The organism is Amycolatopsis decaplanina DSM 44594 (assembly GCF_000342005.1).
In the GTDB taxonomy this organism is placed as follows: Bacteria; Actinomycetota; Actinomycetes; order Mycobacteriales; family Pseudonocardiaceae; genus Amycolatopsis; species Amycolatopsis decaplanina.
This window is the reverse complement of the sequence record NZ_AOHO01000020.1, coordinates 43,806-64,744: the sequence shown is the minus strand read 5'-3', so window position 1 is coordinate 64,744 and position 20,939 is coordinate 43,806. Positions and strand designations below refer to the sequence as shown.

The window sequence follows — 20,939 nt, the reverse complement described above, 5'->3', positions numbered from 1 at the left end:
TCCTTACACCAAGTAGTCAGGACGGGGGCCCTGAAGCTTAGGGCAACCGTCCTGGCCGATCACAGCGGGTGAAAAACCTGGGTGGCTAGCCGCCGATCCGTAGCGGACAATGCGCGGCATGGTGACCTCAGGGGACAACGGGTTCAGCCCGGCCGCGCGACGGCAGCTGGAGAAGGAACTCGCCGATCTACGTGCGCAGCGCGACGCGATGGCGCCGCTCGTCGGCGAGCAGGAACGAACCGGCGACGCGGCCGACCAGGCGGAGGTGCTGGACCGCGCGGAGGCAGCCGCCTACCTCGACCGGCGCATCGCCGACGTCGCGGCGAAACTCGAGCACGGCGGGCGCGACAGCAAGGGCCTGCTCCCTGACGGCACCACCGTCACCATCAGGTTCGCCGACGGCGACGAAGACGAGCTCCACATCGTCACGATCCCCGGCGAGGACGCGGACGCCTCCACGGTCACCTCGGACAGCCCGCTCGGCCTCGCGCTCGTGGGCGCCAAGGAGGGTGACGAGATCACGTACCGGACGCCGCGTGGCGAGACCAGCGCCACTGTCGTCACCTTGAAGCCGCCTGCCTGACCTTGTTCCGTGAGGGCCCCCTTCAGGTACCTGGAGTACATGAAGGGGGCCTTCACGGACTTGACTCAAAGGCCGTGCGTGACGATTCGAGTCACGTGGCGCGCATGGCCATGTCGCGAAAGCCACTTTGGGGACATCAGACGTCGCGAAAGTGGCTTTCGCGACGTATTCCCGCAGGCGAGTGGCCTGCAGTTGCGCCAGCGCGTCGGCCCGGGGCGGCGGACTTCAGCCAGTGTTCACCGGCCGTCCGCGAAGGCGTAGTCGCCGAGGTCGAAGAACCGGCTCGTCACCATCGTTTCCAGCGTGGGCGAGGCACGGAACGGCACGTCCCCGTTCGCGTCGAAGTAGTAGCTGTTGGCCAGCGAACAGCTGTCCTGGAAGAACACCTGGTGCTTGCGGCGGTCCAGCATGCTCCGGAAGTACCGGTCGTTGGCCTCGCTGGTGACCTCCACCCGGGTCGCGCCGGTCTTGCGCGCGTTGCGCAGGCAGCGGACGATGTGCGCGGTCTGCGTCTCGATCAGGTTGAAGTACGAGGAACCGTTGTAGCCGTAGGGCCCGAGAATGGTGAACAGGTTCGGGAAACCGGGGACGCTGACGCCCTGATAGGCCTGGAAACGGTTCTCCTCCCAGAACTTCTCCAGGTCGGCGCCGCCCGTGCCGCGCACGGTGAAGGCGGGCATGTTGCCCTTCTCGAACACCTTGAACCCGGTCGCCAGCACCAGGACGTCGACCTGATGCTCGGTGCCGTCGACGGTGCGTACGCCGGATTCCGTGATCGCGTCGATGCCCGTGGTCTCCAGTGTGACGTTGTCCCGGTTGAACGTCTGGAGGTACTCGTTGGAGAAGCTCGGCCGCTTGCATCCCAGGGCATAACGCGGGGTCAGCTTCTCGCGGATCTCGGGATCCTTGACGGCGCGGCGCAGATGCGCGCGTCCGATCCGTTCGCCCGCGCCGGCGGTCGGCAGGAGGTTGTGGAAATGCGCCGCCAGCGGGAAGGTCACCTCGACGAGTGCCTGGCTGGCCAGCCGCGACACCAGCTTCGCGCCCGGCAGCCGCCGCAGCGCGAGCCGCGCGGGCCGGGGCAGGGCGGCGTCGGGTTTGGGCAGGCACCAGATCGGCGTGCGCTGGAACACCGTCAGCCGGCCGGCTTCCGGCGCGATGGACGGGATCACCTGCACGGCGGAGGCCCCGGTCCCGACGACGGCGACGCGCTTGCCCCGCAGATCGACACCGTGGTCCCAGCGCGCGGTGTGCATGACCGTGCCGCGGAAGCCGTCGATCCCGTCGATGTCCGGCGGTTTCGGCTGGGTGAGCACGCCGGTGGCGCCGACGACGAATCGTGCCGTCATCGACCATCCGTCGGCGGTTTCGAGACTCCACAAATGTGTCTCGTCGTCGAAGGTGGCGGAGACGACTTTGCTGCCGAGGCGCGTGCGGCGGCGGATGTCGTACTTGTCGACGCAGTAGTCGGCGTAGGCCTTCAGCTCACGGCCCGGCGCGTAGACCCGCGACCAGCCGGAGATCTGCTCGAACGAGAACTGGTAGCTGAACGACGGGATGTCGACGGCGACGCCGGGGTAGGTGTTCCAGTGCCAGGCACCGCCGACGCCGTCGCCCTCCTCCAGCATCAGGAAGTCTTCGAAACCCGCCCTTTGAAGCAGGATCGCCGCCCCGATGCCGGAGAAGCCCCCGCCGATGATCGCGATCTCGTGGTCCGGCGTCATGCGGGAAGTCCTTCCTTGGCGAAGCGCGAACCGGCGCCGAGCACGACGACGTCGGCCTGGTGCTCGATACCTTCGGCGGTGCGGATTCCATCGGGCGCGAAGGCGTAGACCGGCCAGGTGATGAGCTTGCAGCCGGGCCGCCGCAGCGCCCCGTAGTAGCCGAGCCCCGGCGCCGTCCGGCGCGAGCCGAAGCGGCGGTCGGGCGTCAGCAGCCTCCGGATCCACGGGTCTTTCACCTGCCAGCGCAGGAAAACCCGGGCGACGGCGATGCCGAGGGCGGTCGGCCCGGGGACCGGCATCGGCACCACCCAATCGGGTTCCTCCTGGAACACCTTCACCGAACGCGCGGTGGCCGCCACCTCGGGCACGATCTGCGCCGCCTCGCGGCCGGGCGCGACGACGGCGACCCGCTGCCCGGTGAAGTCGTGCCCGAACCACTCGGTGCCGCGCAGCACCTCGCCCTGGAATTCGCCCAGCTTCATGACGCGACCGGTTCGTGGGTGATCTCCTCGGTCCACGACTGCGGCTTCCCCAGCAGCCGCGCGGGGATCAGGCGGGTCACCTTCACCATCGGGTCGGCGAGCAGCCGGTGGTAGACGTGCGAGCGGTCGACGATCATCGCCGCCTGCGCCTTGAGCACGTGATACGCCGGGATGCGTTTGGTGAACTCGCCGCGACCGCCGATGGTGGAGAACCGTTTCACGGCGTTGTACAGCTTCTTCTCCGGCAGGCCCATCGCGACGATGTTGTCCCGCATCTTGTTGATCAGCGGGACGAACACCACGATCAGGCCCAGGACGATCTGGGGTTTGAGCGAGCCGATGGACTCGGTGAGCAGCTTGGTCGTGGAACCGGCGCCGATCAGTTCCAGTACCTCGAAATCGGCCGTGATGTGCCGGGCCTCGTCGGAGTTGATGTGCCGGAACACCTGGTGACACACCGGATCGGAGACCTCCTCCAGCAGGAACTTCACCAGCGCGCCGTCCAGCGCGCATTCCAGCAGCGGGATGAGCGTGGCCAGCGCCGTCAGCGGCAGGGTGTCGCCGTAGTCGTCGAGGACCTTGATGGCGAGCTTGACGTTGATGTTCGGCTCGGGCATCGAACCGTGCTCGTCGAGCATGCCCCATCGCTTCATCAGCGCCAGTTCCGCGTTGGCGTGCTTCTGTTCCTCGGCGTGGAAGTAGCGGTAGATCTCCTGGATCACCGGTGTCGGCGCCTTCTTGGCCAGTGAGGCGAACCCGCGGGCGCCGACGTGCTCGATCCACACGAGGTCGGCCATGAACGGCCGCATCTTGGCGCGGAGTTCGTCGGTCATCGTCTCGGCGCCGGGCGCGTCCCAGTCGATGTCGGCCAGCGACCACTGCTTGTCCTTGATGGTCTGGAGCATCGCGGCGAAGTCGTAGGCCATCACTTCTCCTTTTCGGCGGGCAGGAACCGGCCGAGCAGACCGGCGATCCGCGTGTACGGGACAGGCACGAAACGCTTGGCGTGCCACAGAAGCCGGGCGTCGGGCTGCGGCACCACGTAAAGGCGTCCGCGATCGTGGGCGTCGAGCGTCATCTTGGCGACGCGCTCCGGCGAGAACCCGACGAGATCGGAGACCCGCTGGGCGAGCCCGCGCGCCTCGGCGTCGATGAGTTCGCCGCCGAAGATGTTCGTGCGCACGAAGGTCGGGCACAGCACGGTGACCGCGACACCGGTGCCGGACAGTTCGGCGGCCAGTGTTTCGGAAAGGCTGACGACGCCGGCCTTGCTCACGTTGTACGCGGCCATCTTCGGCGCGGCGGTGAAGCCGGCGGCCGACGCGACGTTGATGACACCGCCCGCCTTCGCCTCGCGCATGGCGGGGACGAAGGTGTGGCAGCCGTGGATCACGCCCCAGAGGTTCACACCGAGGGTTTGCCGCCAATCGGACAACGGGCTCTCCCCGACGGGTTTGCCGCCGGCGCCGATCCCGGCGTTGTTGACCACGAGGTCCGGCTCCCGGCCGAACCAGGACCGCGCCTGGTTCCCGAGGTCGGCGACTTCGTCCACACTGGACACGTCGCAGGCGATGGCGACCGCTTCGCCTTTGTTCTTGAGGATTGCCACGGTTTCCTCGGCGGCTTCGAGGTCGATGTCGGCGCAGACGACCCGGCTGCCGCGCCGGACGAGCTCGGCCGCGATCGCCCTCCCGATCCCGCTGCCCGCGCCCGTGACGATGGCGTGCGCTCCATGGGTCCGCTTCGTCACTATGCCGCCCTCACGATCGCCGGAAGATTCCCGGTGAGGAACCGGCAAGCCCGCTCCATCGCCGGTTCCGCTTCGGGAATGAAACGGGTCAATGCCTGGAAGACGTGCATCTGGCCGGGGACCACTTCGAGTTCGCAGTCCGCACCCGCGCGGCGCAGGGCCCTGGCCAGTTCGATGGCGTCCGCGGCGAGCATTTCGAGGCCGCCCGCCTGGATGATCGTCGGCGGGAAACCCTTGATGTCGTCGAAGGTGAACCGCAATCGCGCCGACGCGAGGTCGGCGTCCACTGTGTACAGACCGACCAGCCGCGCGGCCGCGGCGGCGGAGATCATCGGGTCCGGGCTCATGCGTTCTCTTTGGGCGGCCAACGAAAACGTCACGTCGAACAACGGTGAGAAAAGCGCCAGTGCCGCAGGAGGTTCGCGGCGCTCCCGGATCAGCTGCGCGGCGAGGTCCACCGCGAGATGCCCGCCCGCGGAGTCACCCGCGACGAGGATCCGCCGATATCCCTGGTCGAGGAGCCGGTCGTAGGCCGCGCGGACGTCCTCGGCGGCGTTCGGGAAGCGATGCCGGGGTGCGAGCCGGTACTCGCAAGCGAAGACCGGCAGGCCGGTGCCGTCGGAGATCCGTGTGGTCAGCCCGCGATGGGTGCGCGCCGAGCAAAGCGCGTAACCGCTGCCGTGGATGTAGAGGACCACGGCGTTGCCCTCGGTCACCTCGGGCCCTCGGACCCACTCGCCACGGATGCCCGGCTCGATGCGACTCCCCTTCAGCGGCGGTGAAGCCAGCCACAAACTGCTCGCGATGAAAGCGCGGGAAAAGGCGATACCTGCCCGGCTGGCCGGGATCGCGTTGGCGATCGGCCGCACGAAGGCGGACGTCAGCGCGGCGGCCAAACCGGGTCGCAGGCCATTCTGCGGTCGCATGCCCTCAGAATGAATCTGCGGGCACCTGCTGTCAAGATGGAGGGGTGACCGCGTCCCGCCGCTACAGCGGCAAGACCGCCGACGAGCGCCGCGCCGAACGACGGCTCGCCCTCCTCGGCGCCGCACTCGACATCTGGCAGGAACAGGGCTGGGCGGCGGTCACCATGCGCGGCGTCTGCGCGAGGGCGAACCTGACCGACCGGTACTTCTACGAGAGCTTCGCCAACCGCGACGCGTTGCTCGCCACCGCCTGGGAACAGGTCCGCGACGAGACCCTGCGGATGGTCCTCGACGCTGTCGCCGCCCGGATCGAACAGCCCGCCCTGGACCAGCTTCGCGCCGCTGTCGACGTCGTCGTGCATCACGTGCAGGAAGAGCCGGCCCGGGCGCAGATCCTGTTCGGCGACCACGCGGGCAGCGCGGTGCTGGAGCAACTGCGGCGGCAGACCGTCCAGGACACCACCGGCCTGCTGATCGACCTCGCGCGGCCGCATCTGAAGCCGGACGTGGACGGGCTGGAGTTCCGGGTCAACGTCCTGCTGGGCATCGGCGGCTTCGTGGAGATCATGCTCGCGTGGCGCTCCGGCCTGCTCGACGCCGACGCGGACGCGCTCGTCGACCACCTCACGGGAGTGGGCACCTCACTGTCGCGGATGTTCCTCAAGGGTGACACCAACGGGTGAATTTCCGGGTCGGATACGCGAGCTGGCCCGTAAACGGTTCAGGGCCCCATCCGGAGTGTCCGAATGGGGCCCTGACCTGCGGAGCCGCCTAGGGGAATCGAACCCCTGACCTATTCATTACGAGTGAATCGCTCTGGCCGACTGAGCTAAGGCGGCGTACATCGGGCTCGCACCCGATGACGGGGACCAGTGTAGCGGAGGGTTGAACGTCACCTTCCGGGGCCACCGTCGTTAGGGTCCTATGACGCCGGTCTCAGTCCCCCAAGATCGGCCCATCCCCACTGGAGGACCTGTTCATGCGGCAACGACTGCCCCGTGTGCTGGCGCTTCCGGCCGCCGCGGCCCTGCTTCTGCTGACCGCGGCTCCGGCGACCGCCCAGACGATCCCGACCACGCCGATCCCCGATCCGGCGAACCCGGGACAGCCGCCGATGTCGGCGCCGATCGGGCCGCAGCCGCTGGGCAAGGCGGTCGGTGACGCGGGGGCGGCGCTCGGCGTACTGCGGCTGCTGCCGAACGCGGTGCCGACCAGCGCCATCCTGCCCGGAGCGGGTGAGATGCTGCCGAAGCAGTCCGCGCTCGAGGCAGGGATGGGGCTCTCCAGCGCGCAGGCCAACTCCGAGGCCTACCTGAACTACGAGAAGTCGATCGCGCAGTCTTCGCCGTTCGGCCTGTCCGCCGCGGGCAACGCGCCGCAGACGCCGGGCAGCCTCGTGCAGACGGCGCTGCCGGACAACCCGAAGCCGATCAGCGGCGGCCTCAACGCGCCGAAGAACCCGCTGTTCAACCTCGGCCTGCTCAACGGTGAGGCGCACGCGCGCTGGAGCCCGACGCTCGGGCCGTGCGTCGGCACGATCGCCGACTCGAGCACGTCGATCGCGAACCTCGCGCTGCTGCCGACCATCCCGAACATCCCGGGCGCCGAGCAGCTGACCCAGGCGAACGAACAGCTCACGGCCGGTCTCAAGGCGCTTCCCGGCCCGCTGGCGAACCTGGGCGGTCTGCTTTCGGGCACCAGCACCAGCGCCGACGGCAAGGGCGCCGTGCTGAGCCTCCCGAACACGCTGTCGTCGCGTTCGGTCGTGCGGCTGGTCGACATCCCCGGCTCGAAGAACAAGGCCGTCGAATCGACGTCGACCCTGCAGGCGGCCAACATCGAACTGCTGAAGGGCACGCCGCTCGGCCTGACGATCAAGGTCGCCAGCCAGCCGACGCTGCGGGTCACCTCGACCGGTGACAAGAAGACGTCGAAGGTCGAGTACAGCGCGCCGGTGCTGCAGATCGTCCGCGGCGACAAGGTGCTGTTCACCCTCGACGCGAACAACCCGGCCAAGGACATCCCGATCGGGATCCCGCTGCCGTCGCTCAAGCAGGTCCCCGGCTTCGAGCAGCTGAAGAACGTGCCGGTCGTCGGCGGGCTGGTCGAGATGCTGGACGGCGCCACCAAGCAGCTGCCGGGCGGTGAGGCCGGGAACGGGCTCACGCTCGACCTCGGGGTGCTGAAGCTGTCGATCGCCGGGCTGAACCAGAAGTCGAGCGACATGACCTCGCCGTTCAAGGGCTTCCAGATGGGCGCCTCGGCGCGGCTGCTGGACCTGCAGATCCTGCCGACGACGGCGCTGCAGAAGGCGCTGCCGCCGGACGCGGCGAAGAAGCTCCCTTCATCGCTGGCCCAGGTCTCGCTCGGTGAGCAGATCGCGCGCGCGTACGCGCCGGCCGGCGGTGTCGAGTGCGGCACGACGACTCCCCCACCCGCGGGCAACAACGGTGGTGCGGCGCCGAAGGGGCCGGTCAAGAACCTGGCCTACACCAACGCCGCCTACGACACGGTGCCGATGTTCTGGTCGGGTACCGCGATGCTGTTGATCGGCGTGGTCCTCGTGGCCGCCATGCCGGGACGGCGCCGGCTCGCGGTGGTTCCCGTCGCCAAGAACTCGCCGGGATTCAAGCCTTCGCCGCGACCGCGCTCGGAGGACTAGACGGGGCGAGGAGGGTGATGAACGGTCCTTTCACGCTCAATCCCCGCGTGAGAGGACCGTTCGTACCCTGATCGCTGACGCTTAAGGGCCCCTTCGCCGCTTCGACGCGGTGAAGGGGCCTTTCGCTTTTGGCCTTCGCCGTGACTGTGTGGTTTCGGGTCGTTGATGACCTGCAAACCACACAGTCACCTGCTGATGACGCCGGCAGCTCCGAGGGTGTGTGGAAATAGAGACGTTGAGTGTCCCTATTTCCACACACCCCCCTCGCCGCGGTCCTCGGGGTGATCCGCGGTGCTCGCTTTCGCCGCTTCGCTCGCTTCCAGTGTCCCCAATGTCGCCGCCGTCTCGGACCCGAAGCGCCTTCACTTACCCACAGCACTTGTCCACAACCATCCCCACCTGTGGACAACTCCCGCGACCAGCCCTTTTCCCCCGCCACCCCCGGTAAACTGGACTCGGGGTCGCCCCCCTGGGACGGGCGGGGGGCTGGGGTGGGGTAGCGAGCGGAGAGCGCGTCAGCCTTGACGCAGGGTGGTGACCATGGCTTCGACGGCGATCCTCGGCTTCACGTTCAGGTCGATGGCCTCGCGGCATTCCAGGACGGCTTCGAGGCGGCGCAGGATCGAGTCCGGCGCCCAGGCGGAGGCGGCCTGTGAGATTTCCGAGGCGTGGTCGGGGTGGTTCAGCGTCGCGCCCGCGCCGCTCGCGGTCACGAGCACATCCCGGTAGAAAGCGGCCAGGTCCACCAGCGCGAGATCGAGGGTGTCCCGCTGGGTCCGGGTCGCGCGTGACTTCTGGCGCTTCTCGAGCTGCTTCACGGCGGCTTCGGCGGCCCGTTTCGCCCCCGCGACACCCTTTCCAACGCCGTCACCGCCCATCGCGGTGCGGAGTTCGGAACGTTCGGCCTCGTCGCGGACCTTGCTTTCCTCCCCCGCGTCGGCCTCCGCCGCGCTGATCAGCTGATCGGCGCAGGTGAACACATCGGACGGACGGCGCAGGCCGAGCGGGATCCGCAGCACGGTCGCCCGTCGCTGCCGGGCGGCCTCATCGGTGGCGAGCCGTCGCGCGCGGCCGACATGTCCACTGGAGACGGACGCGGCCCACCGCGCGCGCTCGGGATCGATGCCGTCCCGTTCCATGAGCACCTGCGTGATCGCCTCGGGCGGCGGCGTCCGCAACGTGACAAGACGGCACCGCGAGCGGATCGTCACCGACACGTCGTCCGGGTGATCGGACGGCGCGCACAACAAGAACACCGTACGGTCCGGCGGCTCCTCGACGGCCTTCAGCAACGCGTTCGACGCGCCTTCGGTCAGCCTGTCGGAGTCCTCGATGATCACCACCTGCCACTTCCCGGTGGTCGGGCGGCGGGCGGCGGCCTGCACCAGCGAACGCATTTCGGCGACGGAGATGGAGAGGCCCTCCGGCACGACGAGCTTGACGTCCGCGTGCGTCCCGGCCATCACGGTGCGGCAGCCCGGGCAATCACCGCATCCGGTGCCGGTACTGCACTGCAACGCCGCCGCGAAAACCCGCGCGGCCGTCGAGCGCCCAGACCCCGGCGGGCCGGTGATCAGCCAGGCGTGGGTCATCGCGCCGGGCGCGACAGGCTGGTTCTCGATGATCCGCGCGGCCGCCGTCGACGCCGAAGAAAGCGTGCGCGCGGCGGGCTCCTGGCCGACGAGTTGCTTCCAGACACCGATCAGCGCAGGGGCTTCCGTCATCTCACCTCGACCTTTTCCTCCGCCGGAGCGAGCCCGGCGAGCCTGCCGACGAGCACCGCGCGGATCGCGGTCCGCACCCGGTCACTCACTTCGTCCTCGGTGCCTTCCGCGTCGACCACGACGTACCGGTCCGGGTCCGCGGCGGCCATTTCCGTGAGCAGGTGCTGCACCCGCCACTGCGCGTCCAGCGACTCGGACTTCCGCATCACCGTGCCGGGATCGGCGTCGAGCAGGATGGTGATGTCCGGCCGCAACCGGCCGGTCGCCCAGTCGGCGAGCCCTTCGAGTTCCTGGCTGTCCAGTCCGGCGACCGCGGACAGATGCGCCAGCGGCGAGTCCACGAACCGCTCCATCACCACGACGGAACCGGCGTCGAGCGCGGGCTGGATGTCCCGTTCGACGATGTCCGCCCGCACCGCGGCGGCGGCCAGCGCCTGCGCTCGCGCACCGGACAGCGAAGCACCGGAGACGAGCTTCGCGAGCCGCTGATCGTCCAGGGCCGGGTCAGCCGCCAGCACGACAGGACGCGTGCCCGCGCGCAGCCATTCGGCCAGCCGCGCGGCCTGCGTCTCGGTGTTGATCGCCCGCGTGCCTTCAAGCGCGATGAGCAGCCCGTTCACCCGGCGCGGGCTGCGGCGCAAGGCGTTGCGGAGATCGGCGAGGATCGGCTCCGCCCGCCGGTCGTCCATCTGCCGGTACGCGAAGATGCCGGCGAGCAGCGCGAGGAGACCGCCGCCGATCATCACCGGCCGCGTCCCGTCGATCGTGATCGTGCTGCCCCACAAGTCGACCTCGGTCGTTTGGACCGCGCTGATCAGCACCGGCACCAGCACCGTCGAGCCGAACAGCACGATCTTCATCAGCGACTGGTAGATCGCGTTGATCCGGCCGCGGATGGAGTCCTCGATCCGCGAACCGATGATCGTGACACCGGTCAGGAACGCGGTCCCGGCCCAGACGCCGACGGCGGCGACCGCGACCAGCGAAACGGCGAGATGCGGCGACAGCGCGACGACGACGAGGCACAGGCCAGCGGCGACGATCGAGATACCGAACAGCCGGTCGTGCGCGAGCCGCCGGGCGAGCTTCGGGGCCATCGCCATACCGGTGGCGAGCCCGAGGAAGACGGCGAGCACGAGCAGGTTGAACGCCGCGTCACCGGCGAGCAGGCTGGACGAATACGGCTTGGCCGAACCGATCACCGCGCCACCGGCGGCGAATGCGCCGAAAGCACCGATCATCAGCCCGCGTACCAGCGGCGTCGTCCGCACGAACCGGGCGCCGTCGGCGATCATCTGCCGGAAGCCGAACTTCTCCTCGTCGGCGGCCTTGACCTTGGGCTTTTCGACCGCGTGGACGTTGCGCAGCGAGAGCTCGGGGATCCGGGTCGCGATCACGATCGCGCTGGTCAGGTACAGCAGGCCGGTGATGACGACGGCGACCTTCGCGATACCGAGCTGGGCGTCGCCCTGAAAGAAGTGGAACGTGGTGTTGCTACCGGTGAGCACGGCGTTCGCCCCGGCCGCGGTGATCACCGCGAGGCCGTAGGTCATCACCATGCCGAGCTGGTTGGCCGTCTCGACCTGGTCCGGACGGCGCAGCAGGTTCGGCACCGCCGCGTCCTTCGACGGGATCCACATCATCGCGCAGCAGCCGACCAGGAAGTTACCGACGAACACCCACCACGGCGTACCGACGAACGCGATCGACAGCAGGAACCCGCATCGGCCGAGGTCACAGAGCACCATCACCTTGCGCCGGTCGAAACGGTCTGCGAGCAGCCCGCCGAGCGGGGCGAACAGCAGGCCAGGCAGCAGCGAGGTCAGCACGACCCCGACGAACGCGAAGTTCTGCGCGGCGTAGTTGTCGGTCAGTTTGGTGACCAGACCGGTCAGCGTCAGGAGATTCAGCCAGTCCGCGACACTGCACAGGTACGAGACACCCCAGATCCGGCGGAACGGCTTGATCGCCAGCACCCGCCGCACGCGGTGCATGGTGGAAGCGTCACGCCCCGTCGAACCACCCGTGCCCGCCTCGGGCACCGACTGCACGCCCTCGCTGATACGCCCACCCCACTAGTCACGCGGCGCCGGGTGCGACCCGGTCAACACCGGATCCCCCGACCGTATGGCCAGGGTATCCCGATGGGTGACGTCTGGACGGACGGCCCCGTCCGGCGGCAGGCGCCGGACGGGTTACCCGAAGATCCCCGCGATGCTGTCGAACAGGCTGGCCAGCAGCTGGATGGCGAGGACCGCGAAGACGATCATGAGCGCGATCGCGATCATGACACCGGTGGTGTTCGACGACGGTTTGCCGAGCCTCGGCATCTGAAGGGAACGTTTGGCACGCCGTATTTCGACCTCGGCCTCTTCGTCGACCTCGACCGGCTCTTCCGGCTTCACGCGACGGGGCTGACGGATCAGCTGAGCCGGCCTCGACGGCCAGGTGCGCTGCTGGGGCAGGATCCCGATCGGCGCAGCGCCTTGCTCACCGACCGTGCTGACGATCTTGGCGGCGGTCTGTTCGGCGCCCGGGCTTTGGGCGGGCTGCTCGTCCGCGAGCATGGCCGCGTCGACCATCCTGCTCACGACTTCGGGGTCGTGCTGGACCGGTCCCGGTACCTGCACGTGGACTTCGTCGGCCCCGGCCGACGGATCGGCCTGGGCGCCTGTACCGGTCGTGACCAGTCCGGACAGCGGGTCGGCGAACGTGTCGCCCGGAGGATCTGCCTGAGTGCCATCGCCTTTCACGAAGTCGGGGGCATCGAAGAAGGGGGTTCCGCCCTTCCCGCTCATGGTGACCACCTCACTACGGAATGTCCTCTGCTTCCAGGGTAACCACCTCGGCCCGCCGCACATCCGCCCAATGGGCCAGATAAATGTCACGCGCCGCGAGGCTGGTCTTCACATCCTCCAGCAATGGCTCGAAGAAAGAACGCCGGTACCGGGCATCTGTCGCGGTTGAAGCGGCGAAGTACAAACCGGAGAAAACGGCCAGGAAAACGGAGACGTTGACCAGCGCCGAACTCACCGGGAGGGGGACACCCAACAGTGTTCCGGGCGCCGATTCACGGCCGGCGAACTCGGTCACGACCTCCGGGCGGAGGATCAGCACCCCGAACACGACGAAGAAGGCGAACACCAGCACCCCGAACGCCACGATCTGCACCGCTTGCGCGAAGAACAGCACCAAGGCGATGTTCAGGCGCTCGGTCTTAGTCAGCGCGCGCCGCCCCGGTGGAGGGGTTTCGTCGTCGAACGGCGTGCCGCGCAGGACGGCCGCCCCGGGTTCCACGGTCCAGGACTTCAGCTCCTTCATCTCGTCGGACAGCATCGACGCCAGGAACACAGCGCCGATCAGGACGAGGAAGCCGACCACCAGCCACAACCGGCCCGGGGTCAGTCGTTCCACGGCCTGCCAGAGTTCGGCGGTGAAGAAGCTGAACATCACCACCAGCAGGAGCAGCGGCAACGCCCGCGACGCCAGCGTGCCGATGGCCCTGACCTGGGCGGCCGCGCTCCGCGCCGCCCAGGTCAGGATCGAGCCGACGCCGATCCGGACCAGCAGCATCAGCACGGCCAGCGCCACGAGGTTGGTGAGCACGGCCGCCCACACCGGGCTGTCCCACGACACCAGCCCGGCGAGCCGTTCGCCGAGTGGCAGCACGAGCAACCAGAAGCCGATCGTCGCCGCCATGACGGCCAAGCGGACCCTGGTACGGCTCAACGCGCGGAGCAGCTTCGCCATCAGACGACCGGCGATCACCGGCACCACGACCACGGCGAACGTCAGCGCCAGCACGCCGAGGACGTAGCCGAGACCACTGCTGCGCATCCGGGCCGCGAGCACGTCCTCGGGGACGTCGAGCAGCTTCAGCAATCCGGCCAGCAGCAGATCGAGCAGGCACAGGAACACCAGCCCGGGGGTGGACCGGCGCAACACGCCCGCTCCGCGCCTTCGCCGGTGGATGACCATCGGCAGCCCTCGCCGCCGGAACCACGCGTCGGCCGCGCGGCGGTCCAGGTCCATAGCTGCCATCCCCCTCGTCATCGCCCCATGGCCGCTACGTCCGGCTCAAGTCCACCGCCTCGTGCAGCCAGCCCGCCAGTGCCCGGCGGTCCATTCCACCGAACATCAGCCACCCTTCGGAAGGGGCGGCGTACAACACGAACCTCCCCAGATCGTTGTCGATGATCACGAATCCGTAGTCCGGGTACTCGGCGTTCAGACCGCCGAAGGCGACCAGATCGAGGATCGCCGTCCCGGTCCGCGGACGGCTCAGCGTGTCGGCGACCAGGCCGACCTCTTCCTCCTGGCCGGGCAGCGGAACGCCGTGCCCGTCGATCCTGATGCGCATCGGCTCGGTCTCACCGGCGGGGACGTGCGGGAGCCCGCCGAAGACGCGGGCACCCAGCTCGCCGAAATCGCTCAGGCTGAACGTGGTCCGCCGCCCCGACCTCATCCGCCACACGACCGCCTGCTGCCCGTCGCCGTAGCAATCGACCCGCACCGAGCGGGGCGCGGACGCGAAGACGCCGGTGAGGACACCTCGCACCGAACCCCGCAGCATCACGCCGTGCATCCGGGCCGCGGCGGGATGGATCTCACCGTTCTCCATCAGCCCGGCCTCTTCGAGCATCGCCGCCTTGGCCGCGTACCGCTCGGCCTGGGTGACGAGATCCGCCGGCTCGTCGTAGGACGGGCACAGACGGCGGATCTCGTCGTCGGTGATCTCCGGGTCGTAGCCCAGGTACACGCTCCGTCGCTCGGGCACCGCGCGCAGCACCGGCTCGGCGGCGCGCCTCATCAGTTCCTTCACGGTCGCCGGTTCACGCATGGTTCTGCACCGCCTCCACGATCCACTGCTCGGCCGTCGACCGGCTGGCCGGGCCCCAGGTGAGCGTCCAGCGGCCGTCGCCGTTCATCGCCGCGCTGAACTGGTACCGGCCGAGGTCGTTGTCCACCAGGCCGAAAGCGCCGTGCGGGTACTCGGCGAGGATCGAGTTCCGCACCGCGAGATCGACGAGGACCGTGCCGTGCCGCGGCCGCGAAGCGCCTTCACGGATCACCTCGACGGCCTCTCGGGCCCGCAACGGGATCAGCCCGCCCGCGTCCGTCTCGATACGCACGGTCTCGCCGGTGCCCGGAGGATGGTCGGGCAGGCCGTCGAACACCCAGCCCGGCAGCGCGCTGAGGAAACCGGACCGCAGCCGCGCTCGCCTGCCGAGCTTGTTCAGCACCGTGGTGTAGTCCTCGTCGCCGAAGAACCGGACCTCCCACGGTTCCGCGCGCGCCGGGAACACCCCGGTCACCACGCCGCGGATGAACCCGCCGCGCAGCGCCCGATACAGCCCGACGGCCTCGGGCGTGACCTCACCGCCGGGGGCCAGCCCGATGGTCGCCATCCCGCTCACGAACCGGGTGTACTGCTCCACCTCCTCGGCCAGCGTGAGCCCTGGAGTCGGCTCCTCGTCGGCCAGCACCGGCGGCACGGCGAGCTCCGGATCGTAGAACTCCATCACCGAGGGACGCTCCGGAACCTCGGCGGCCAGCGGGGCGATGACCTCGTCGATGACGTCGAAGACAGCGGTCGTTGAAGTGCTCACCTGACCATTGAACACCCTGGTACCGACAATTTTTAGAACTTTTGTTCGAATGGACGAAGCGGTTCGGCGAGCGGTCGGCGAGCGGGTCCCCGGCGACCTTTGCCCCTGCGGGCAACAGCCAAGACGCTCACGGAAAGTGCCGGGTGCGGCGTCCGGGTCACAGTCCCTCGATGAGGATCAGGAGACCGATGCCGATCAGGACGACAGGGAGCACGACGTGGCCCCAGCGGGACAGTGCGCGGGCGACCACCGGCCTCGTCGCGAGGAACCGGCCGATCGCGCACCAGACACCGACGAGCACCAGGAAGACGACGGCGTACACGACGAGCGTGCCCTTCCCGGCACTGGCGAACACCGGGACGTAGACACCGATGTTGTCGCCTCCGTTGGCGAAGGTGATCCCCGCGACGCCGAGTAGCGAGGGACCTTTGCTCACGGTCTCCTCGTCCTCGGCGTGGCGATCGCGCCAGACGAGCCAGGCCGCGCGAAGGCCGAGCAGGATCGGCAGCAACCCGAGATACGGGGTCACCGTGGAAGGCAGCAGTCCCGCGCCGAACGCACCGGCGATCGACGCGCCCAGAATCCCGGCGAAGCCGAGGTACTGACCGAAGACGACCTTCGCGGCGTCACGGCGTCCGGTCGCCTGGCCGAAGAAGAGCGCCAGGATCAGGATGTCGTCGATGTTGGTGACGGCGAACATCGCGACGGCCTGCGCGACCTGACCCGGCTCCACCCTCGTCCTTTCTTCGGTCACCCGGATGCCGGAAAGGGGCGTTCAGGACACTTTTCGTCCTGAACGCCCCTTTCATGACATTTGGAGGAGCTGGGTCGCTACTTCGTCTTCGTGGCCGTCGAGCGCGTCGAAGGCTTCTTCGCCGTGGTCGACTTCGCCGCCGCCGACTTGGTCGCGGCGGTCTTCTTGGCCGCTGTCGTCTTGGTGGCCGTCGTCTTCGCCGCCGCCGTCTTCCGCGCCGGAGCCTTGCGCTTGGGCGCGGGGCCCTTCGCGCGCTTCTCCGCCAGCAGTTCGGCGCCACGCTCGGCGGTCAGCTCCTCGATGCTGTCCGACTTCCGCAGCGTCGCGTTGTACTCGCCATCGGTCACGTACGGACCGAAGCGGCCGTCCTTGACCACCATCGGCTTACCGGACACCGGGTCGTCGCCCAATTCCTTGAGCGGCGGCTTCGCGGTCGCGGACCGGCCACGCTGCTTCGGCTCCGAGTAGATCTTCAGCGCCTCTTCGAGCGTGATCGAGAACAGCTGGTCCTCGGTCGTGAGCGAACGCGAGTCCGTGCCCTTCTTCAGGTACGGCCCGTAGCGTCCGTTCTGCGCGGTGATCTCGTCACCGGACTCCGGGTCCTTGCCGACGACGCGCGGTAGCGAGAGCAGCTTCAGCGCGTCTTCGAGGTTCATCGTCTCGATCGACATCGACTTGAACAGCGAGCCCGTCCGCGGCTTCGGCTGCTTCGCCTTCGCGGCCTTCTTCTGCGCGGCTGTCGCGCCTTCGGGCAGCGGCTCCGGCTCGGGCAGGAGCTCGGTGACGTACGGGCCGAAGCGGCCTTCCTTCGCCACGATCTCGTGTCCGCTGACCGGGTCGGTGCCGAGCACGCGGCCTTCCTGCGGCGTCGCGAACAGCTTCTCCGCGATGGCGGGGGTCAGCTCGTCCGGCGGCAGGTCCTCGGGCAGGTTCGCCCGCTGCGACGTGCCGTCGACCTCACGCTCAAGGTACGGGCCGTAGCGGCCGACGCGCACGACGACGGTGTGGCCGTCGGCGTCGCTGAACAGCGGGATCGAGTTGATCTCGCGGGCGTCGATGTCCTCGACTCCCGAGCCGACCAGCTTCTTCAACCCGCCGAGACGGCCGACGGAACCGTCGACGCCCATGTCACCACCGAAGTAGAACTTCGACAGCCACTGCGTGCGGTGCTCGTCACCGGCGGCGATACGGTCGAGTTCGTCTTCCATGCCGGCGGTGAAGTCGTAGTCGACCAGCCGCTCGAAATGCCGCTCCATCAGCCCGATCACGGCGAACGCGACCCAGGACGGCACCAGCGCGGAACCCTTCTTCCACACGTAGCCGCGGTCCTGGATGGTCTTGATGATCGACGCGTACGTCGACGGGCGGCCGATGCCCAGCTCTTCGAGCTTGCTGACCAGGCTCGGCTCCGAGTAGCGCGCCGGCGGCGACGTGGTGTGCCCGTCCGGGCTCAGCTCGGTCGCGGTCAGCGCCTGGTCCTTGACCAGCTGCGGGAGACGGCTCTGCTTGTCGTCCGCCTCGCCGCCGCTCTCGGTGTCGACGGCCTCGACGTACGCCTTGAGGAAGCCGGCGAAGGTGATCGTGCGGCCGGACGCGGCGAAGGTGCACTCTTCGCCACTGGTGGCGGTGCCGACGATGCGCACCGACATCGTGGTGCCCTTCGCGTCCGCCATCTGCGACGCGATCGTGCGCTGCCAGATCATCTCGTAAAGGCGGTACTCGTCGGTGTCCAGATCCTTCGCGACCTGGCCCGGAGTCCGGAAGACCTCACCCGAAGGACGGATCGCCTCGTGGGCTTCCTGCGCGTTCTTCACCTTGCGGGTGTACTGGCGCGGCGACGGCGAGACGTATTCCTTGCCGTACAGCTGCGTCGCCTGGCTGCGCGCCGCCGAGATCGCCGACTCCGACAGCGTCGTGGAGTCGGTACGCATATAAGTGATGTACCCGTTCTCGTACAGCTTCTGCGCGATCCGCATGGTGCGCTCGGAGGTGAACCGCAGCTTGCGGCCCGCCTCCTGCTGCAGGGTCGAGGTCATGAAGGGCGCGTACGGCTTCCGCGTGTACGGCTTCTCCTCGACGCTCGCGACCTTGAAGTCGCGGTTCTTCAGCGCCTCGGCCAGCCGGACCGCGTCGGCCTCGGCCAGCACGCGGATCTCGTTGTTCGAAGCCTTGAGCCGTCCGTCCGAGCCGAAGTCCCGGCCGGTGGCCAGACGCGCGCCGTCGACGGCGATCATCCTGGCCGGGAAATTACGGGGGGACGCCTCGGCGCCCGCGTCCATCGTCGCCGAGATGTCCCAGTACGACGCCGAGGTGAAGCGCATGCGCTCGCGCTCACGCTCGACCACGATCCTGGTCGCCACGGACTGCACACGGCCCGCCGAAAGCTTCGGCATGACCTTCTTCCACAGCACGGGCGAGACCTCGTAGCCGTAGAGCCGGTCCAGGATTCGGCGGGTCTCCTGCGCGTCGACCAGATCTCCGTCGAGCTCACGGGTGCTGTCGGCCGCGGCGCGGATCGCCTGCTCGGTGACCTCGTGGAAGACCATCCGGCGCACCGGGACCTTCGGCTTGAGGGTCTCCAGCAGATGCCACGCGATGGCCTCGCCCTCGCGGTCGGGGTCCGTGGCGAGGTAGAGCTCGTCGACGTCCTTCAGCAGGCCCTTCAGCTCGGTGACCTTGGACTTCTTGTCCGGCGTGACGACGTAGAGCGCCTTGAAGTCGTTGTCGACGTCGACACCGAGCCGCGCCCACGACTCGCCCTTGTACTGGGCGGGTACGTCGGCCGCGCCGCGGGGGAGGTCGCGGATGTGTCCGACGGAGGACTCCACGACGTAGTTACCGCCGAGGTACGGGGCGATCTTGCGGGCCTTGGTCGGCGACTCGACGATCACCAGCCGACGACGGCCCGCGCCGTCGCCCGACGCCGCGGTCTTCTTCGTCCGTGCTCCTGCCACGCTGTCCTGCTCTCCGCTCATCTTCGGCGCCTTCGCGCCGCCTCTCGACCCGTCAGTGTGCACGCTCGCACCGCCCGGACCACGGCTAGGTGGCGCAACACGCCGCCGATCGTGTGTCCAGCGCATCGCCGCTGAGCTCGGCGATGTTTCCTTTCAACACCTAGCACGTGATGTCGGACACGTCCGCCTGGGGTCCCGCGTGACAGGCCGAACACCCTCCGTTCGACGGTGGTGGCCCCCAGCCGCCAACGCTTCACTTGATGTCCACGCCGACCCGAAAGGACTCCACGTGACCCGACGACTCCTCGGCACACTGTTCGCCATGCTGACCGCGTCCGCCCTGGTCGGAACCTCCCCGGCGGAAGCGGCCACGACCACTTTCGCCGGAACCGTGGCGTTGTCGAACTGCTCCGGGTCGGTGGTCAAACCGCCCGAGGCGAGCCTCGACGACCCCGCCCTCGTCCTCTCCAACGGGCATTGCCTGCAAGAAGGTTTCCCGGACCCCGGAGAAGTAATCGTCAACCAGCCGTCGTCACGGACCTTCAGCCTGCTGTCCAAGGACGGCCGTTCGTCACTGGGCACGCTCAAGGCGAAGAAGCTGCTTTACGCCACGATGACCGATACCGACGTCTCGCTCTACCAGCTCAACACGAGCTACGCCAAGATCAAGTCGGCCTACGGTATCGCCCCGCTGACGCTCTCGGAGACCCGTCCGTCGGCGGGCATCGCGATGGACGTGGTGTCGGGTTACTGGAAGAAGATCTATTCCTGCGACATCGACGGCTTCGTCCACGAGCTGCACGAGGCGGACTGGGTCTGGAAGGACTCGATCAGGTACACCTCGGCGTGCAAGACGATCGGCGGGACCTCGGGGTCGCCGATCATCGAGACCTCGACGGGGAAGGTCGTCGGCGTCAACAACACCGGCAACGAAAGCGGCCAGCGGTGCACGATGAACAACCCGTGCGAGGTCGACGCGGCCGGGAACGTGACCGTGCGGAAGGGCATCAACTACGGGGAGCAGACCTACCAGCTGACCTCCTGCCTCTCGCACAGTGAATTGGACCTGACGAACCCGGACTGCCGGGCGCCGAAGCCCTGACGCCCCACCCTCGTGAGTGGTAATGACGGTTCTAACCGTCATTACCACTCACGAGCCTCAGACGGCGCGCACCACCGGCACCAGGCTGGGCCAAGCGGGCTCGGCACCCGCGGGCGCGTCCCCGATCAGCTCGAGGACGTGCGCTAGTCGCCGCCGTCCGGTGACCCGAAGCAGCGAGTCTTCGCCCTTCTGAGCCTTCGCCGGTACGCCCAGCTGGGCCAGCGCCGCGATCAGCCGCTCATGCGTCTCCGGCGCCTCCGGATCGAGCGCGAGCAGGTAGCCGTTGCCCTGGGGACTGCCCGCCGCCAGCGCCCACATCCTCAACATCGCCCCGTCGAGCCGGAAGCCCTCCGGCAAGACCTTCCCTTCACCACGGTTCCAGCGCTGCTCCAGCGGAAGCAGATCGACCCGGAACGGCGTTCTCACGAGCGGCCGCCCGCATTCGGCGGCCGAGACCTGCGCCTCCGCGCCGCGACGACGGCATTCCCTGGCGAGGGCACCCGCCCGCCATGGCTCGTCGACCACGGCGGACAGCCGCGCGGCCGTCCGCCCGAAGCCCGTCATCCGCCCGGGCCCGCACAGCACACCGGCTAGGTCGGCGAGCCCCGGCCCGCTCGCCTCCGCCGAGAAGAGCGAGATCGTCCCGTCCACCCGGACAGAATAGAACAC

Annotated in this window: 18 protein-coding genes and 1 tRNA gene; 4 read left to right on the top strand and 15 right to left on the bottom strand. The window is 68.6% G+C overall.

Annotated features, from left to right (window positions below):
* The first annotated feature begins 118 nt into the window (after nucleotides 1-118).
* Nucleotides 119-583: a GreA/GreB family elongation factor gene (locus tag H074_RS02850; protein ID WP_007028510.1), complete on the top strand. Its 465-nt coding sequence runs from the start codon at nucleotides 119-121 to the stop codon at nucleotides 581-583.
* A gap of 236 nt (nucleotides 584-819) precedes the next feature.
* Here the strand turns inward: H074_RS02850 and H074_RS02845 are convergent, their stop codons facing one another.
* Genes H074_RS02845 through H074_RS02825 form a run of 5 tightly spaced genes read right to left on the bottom strand, consistent with a single transcriptional unit; the run spans nucleotide 820 to nucleotide 5,465 of the window.
* Nucleotides 820-2,307, bottom strand: a complete 1,488-nt coding sequence (locus H074_RS02845) for a flavin-containing monooxygenase (protein ID WP_007028509.1) — start codon at nucleotides 2,305-2,307, stop codon at nucleotides 820-822.
* Nucleotides 2,304-2,789 (bottom strand): NAD(P)/FAD-dependent oxidoreductase, encoded by a 486-nt coding sequence (locus H074_RS02840; RefSeq protein ID WP_007028508.1) that lies wholly within the window; start codon nucleotides 2,787-2,789, stop codon nucleotides 2,304-2,306. Before H074_RS02840 ends, H074_RS02845 begins: the two co-directional genes overlap by 4 nt.
* Entirely contained in the window at nucleotides 2,786-3,715 is a 930-nt protein-coding gene (locus H074_RS02835) for a hypothetical protein (RefSeq protein WP_007028507.1), read from the bottom strand. The genes H074_RS02840 and H074_RS02835 overlap by 4 nt, the downstream gene beginning before the upstream one ends.
* On the bottom strand, nucleotides 3,715-4,539 hold the full coding sequence (locus H074_RS02830; protein WP_007028506.1) for an SDR family NAD(P)-dependent oxidoreductase: 825 nt from the start codon (nucleotides 4,537-4,539) through the stop codon (nucleotides 3,715-3,717). Before H074_RS02830 ends, H074_RS02835 begins: the two co-directional genes overlap by 1 nt.
* Entirely contained in the window at nucleotides 4,539-5,465 is a 927-nt protein-coding gene (locus tag H074_RS02825) for an alpha/beta hydrolase (protein WP_235096645.1), read from the bottom strand. Before H074_RS02825 ends, H074_RS02830 begins: the two co-directional genes overlap by 1 nt.
* Before the next feature lie 44 nt (nucleotides 5,466-5,509).
* Between H074_RS02825 and H074_RS02820 the strand changes: the two genes are divergently transcribed.
* Entirely contained in the window at nucleotides 5,510-6,148 is a 639-nt protein-coding gene (locus H074_RS02820) for a TetR/AcrR family transcriptional regulator (protein WP_007028504.1), read from the top strand.
* Nucleotides 6,149-6,230: 82 nt separating this feature from the next.
* Here H074_RS02820 and H074_RS02815 read toward each other — a convergent pair.
* Nucleotides 6,231-6,304, bottom strand: a tRNA-Thr gene (locus tag H074_RS02815).
* 140 nt (nucleotides 6,305-6,444) lie between these two features.
* Here H074_RS02815 and H074_RS02810 point away from each other — a divergent pair.
* Nucleotides 6,445-8,127 carry a hypothetical protein gene (locus H074_RS02810; RefSeq protein WP_007028503.1) on the top strand — a complete coding sequence of 561 codons (1,683 nt, stop codon included), beginning with the start codon at nucleotides 6,445-6,447 and terminating at the stop codon, nucleotides 8,125-8,127.
* A 515-nt stretch (nucleotides 8,128-8,642) separates the two neighbouring features.
* Here H074_RS02810 and H074_RS02805 read toward each other — a convergent pair.
* The 8 genes from H074_RS02805 to topA form a co-directional block, all read right to left on the bottom strand.
* A complete protein-coding gene (locus H074_RS02805) occupies nucleotides 8,643-9,851 on the bottom strand; it encodes a DNA polymerase III subunit delta' (RefSeq protein WP_007028502.1) in 1,209 nt (402 codons plus the stop codon).
* Nucleotides 9,848-11,902 carry a bifunctional MFS transporter/dTMP kinase gene (locus H074_RS02800; RefSeq protein ID WP_007028501.1) on the bottom strand — a complete coding sequence of 685 codons (2,055 nt, stop codon included), beginning with the start codon at nucleotides 11,900-11,902 and terminating at the stop codon, nucleotides 9,848-9,850. Before H074_RS02800 ends, H074_RS02805 begins: the two co-directional genes overlap by 4 nt.
* A 144-nt stretch (nucleotides 11,903-12,046) precedes the next feature.
* Nucleotides 12,047-12,649: a hypothetical protein gene (locus tag H074_RS02795; protein ID WP_235096644.1), complete on the bottom strand. Its 603-nt coding sequence runs from the start codon at nucleotides 12,647-12,649 to the stop codon at nucleotides 12,047-12,049.
* 13 nt (nucleotides 12,650-12,662) lie between these two features.
* Complete coding sequence (locus H074_RS02790) at nucleotides 12,663-13,883, bottom strand: hypothetical protein (protein ID WP_007028499.1); 1,221 nt, start codon at nucleotides 13,881-13,883, stop codon at nucleotides 12,663-12,665.
* 34 nt (nucleotides 13,884-13,917) lie between these two features.
* Nucleotides 13,918-14,691 carry an ESX secretion-associated protein EspG gene (locus tag H074_RS02785; protein ID WP_007028498.1) on the bottom strand — a complete coding sequence of 258 codons (774 nt, stop codon included), beginning with the start codon at nucleotides 14,689-14,691 and terminating at the stop codon, nucleotides 13,918-13,920.
* Nucleotides 14,684-15,475 carry an ESX secretion-associated protein EspG gene (locus tag H074_RS02780; RefSeq protein WP_039921332.1) on the bottom strand — a complete coding sequence of 264 codons (792 nt, stop codon included), beginning with the start codon at nucleotides 15,473-15,475 and terminating at the stop codon, nucleotides 14,684-14,686. The genes H074_RS02785 and H074_RS02780 overlap by 8 nt, the downstream gene beginning before the upstream one ends.
* 142 nt (nucleotides 15,476-15,617) lie before the next feature.
* On the bottom strand, nucleotides 15,618-16,193 hold the full coding sequence (locus H074_RS02775; RefSeq protein ID WP_007028496.1) for a cadmium resistance transporter: 576 nt from the start codon (nucleotides 16,191-16,193) through the stop codon (nucleotides 15,618-15,620).
* A gap of 98 nt (nucleotides 16,194-16,291) precedes the next feature.
* The gene (gene topA / locus H074_RS02770; RefSeq protein WP_007028495.1) at nucleotides 16,292-19,189 is read right to left on the bottom strand and encodes a type I DNA topoisomerase; all 2,898 of its coding nucleotides are present in this window, start codon (nucleotides 19,187-19,189) and stop codon (nucleotides 16,292-16,294) included.
* Between the two features lie 268 nt (nucleotides 19,190-19,457).
* On the opposite strand from topA, the gene H074_RS02765 reads away from it, so the two are divergent.
* On the top strand, nucleotides 19,458-20,270 hold the full coding sequence (locus H074_RS02765; protein ID WP_007028494.1) for a S1 family peptidase: 813 nt from the start codon (nucleotides 19,458-19,460) through the stop codon (nucleotides 20,268-20,270).
* 57 nt (nucleotides 20,271-20,327) lie between these two features.
* On the opposite strand, the gene H074_RS02760 is transcribed toward H074_RS02765, so the two are convergent.
* The gene (locus tag H074_RS02760; RefSeq protein ID WP_007028493.1) at nucleotides 20,328-20,939 is read right to left on the bottom strand and encodes a hypothetical protein; all 612 of its coding nucleotides are present in this window, start codon (nucleotides 20,937-20,939) and stop codon (nucleotides 20,328-20,330) included.

What these genes read in the sequence shown, in the direction of transcription:
- H074_RS02785 (WP_007028498.1), bottom strand. Translation starts at nt 14,691, where the DNA reads ATGCGTGAACCGGCGACCGTGAAGGAACTGATGAGGCGCGCCGCCGAG.
- H074_RS02805 (WP_007028502.1), bottom strand. Translation starts at nt 9,851, where the DNA reads ATGACGGAAGCCCCTGCGCTGATCGGTGTCTGGAAGCAACTCGTCGGC.
- H074_RS02850 (WP_007028510.1), top strand. Translation starts at nt 119, where the DNA reads ATGGTGACCTCAGGGGACAACGGGTTCAGCCCGGCCGCGCGACGGCAG.
- H074_RS02845 (WP_007028509.1), bottom strand. Translation starts at nt 2,307, where the DNA reads ATGACGCCGGACCACGAGATCGCGATCATCGGCGGGGGCTTCTCCGGC.
- H074_RS02840 (WP_007028508.1), bottom strand. Translation starts at nt 2,789, where the DNA reads ATGAAGCTGGGCGAATTCCAGGGCGAGGTGCTGCGCGGCACCGAGTGG.
- H074_RS02825 (WP_235096645.1), bottom strand. Translation starts at nt 5,465, where the DNA reads ATGCGACCGCAGAATGGCCTGCGACCCGGTTTGGCCGCCGCGCTGACG.
- topA (WP_007028495.1), bottom strand. Translation starts at nt 19,189, where the DNA reads ATGAGCGGAGAGCAGGACAGCGTGGCAGGAGCACGGACGAAGAAGACC.
- H074_RS02810 (WP_007028503.1), top strand. Translation starts at nt 6,445, where the DNA reads ATGCGGCAACGACTGCCCCGTGTGCTGGCGCTTCCGGCCGCCGCGGCC.
- H074_RS02835 (WP_007028507.1), bottom strand. Translation starts at nt 3,715, where the DNA reads ATGGCCTACGACTTCGCCGCGATGCTCCAGACCATCAAGGACAAGCAG.
- H074_RS02790 (WP_007028499.1), bottom strand. Translation starts at nt 13,883, where the DNA reads ATGGACCTGGACCGCCGCGCGGCCGACGCGTGGTTCCGGCGGCGAGGG.
- H074_RS02795 (WP_235096644.1), bottom strand. Translation starts at nt 12,649, where the DNA reads ATGAGCGGGAAGGGCGGAACCCCCTTCTTCGATGCCCCCGACTTCGTG.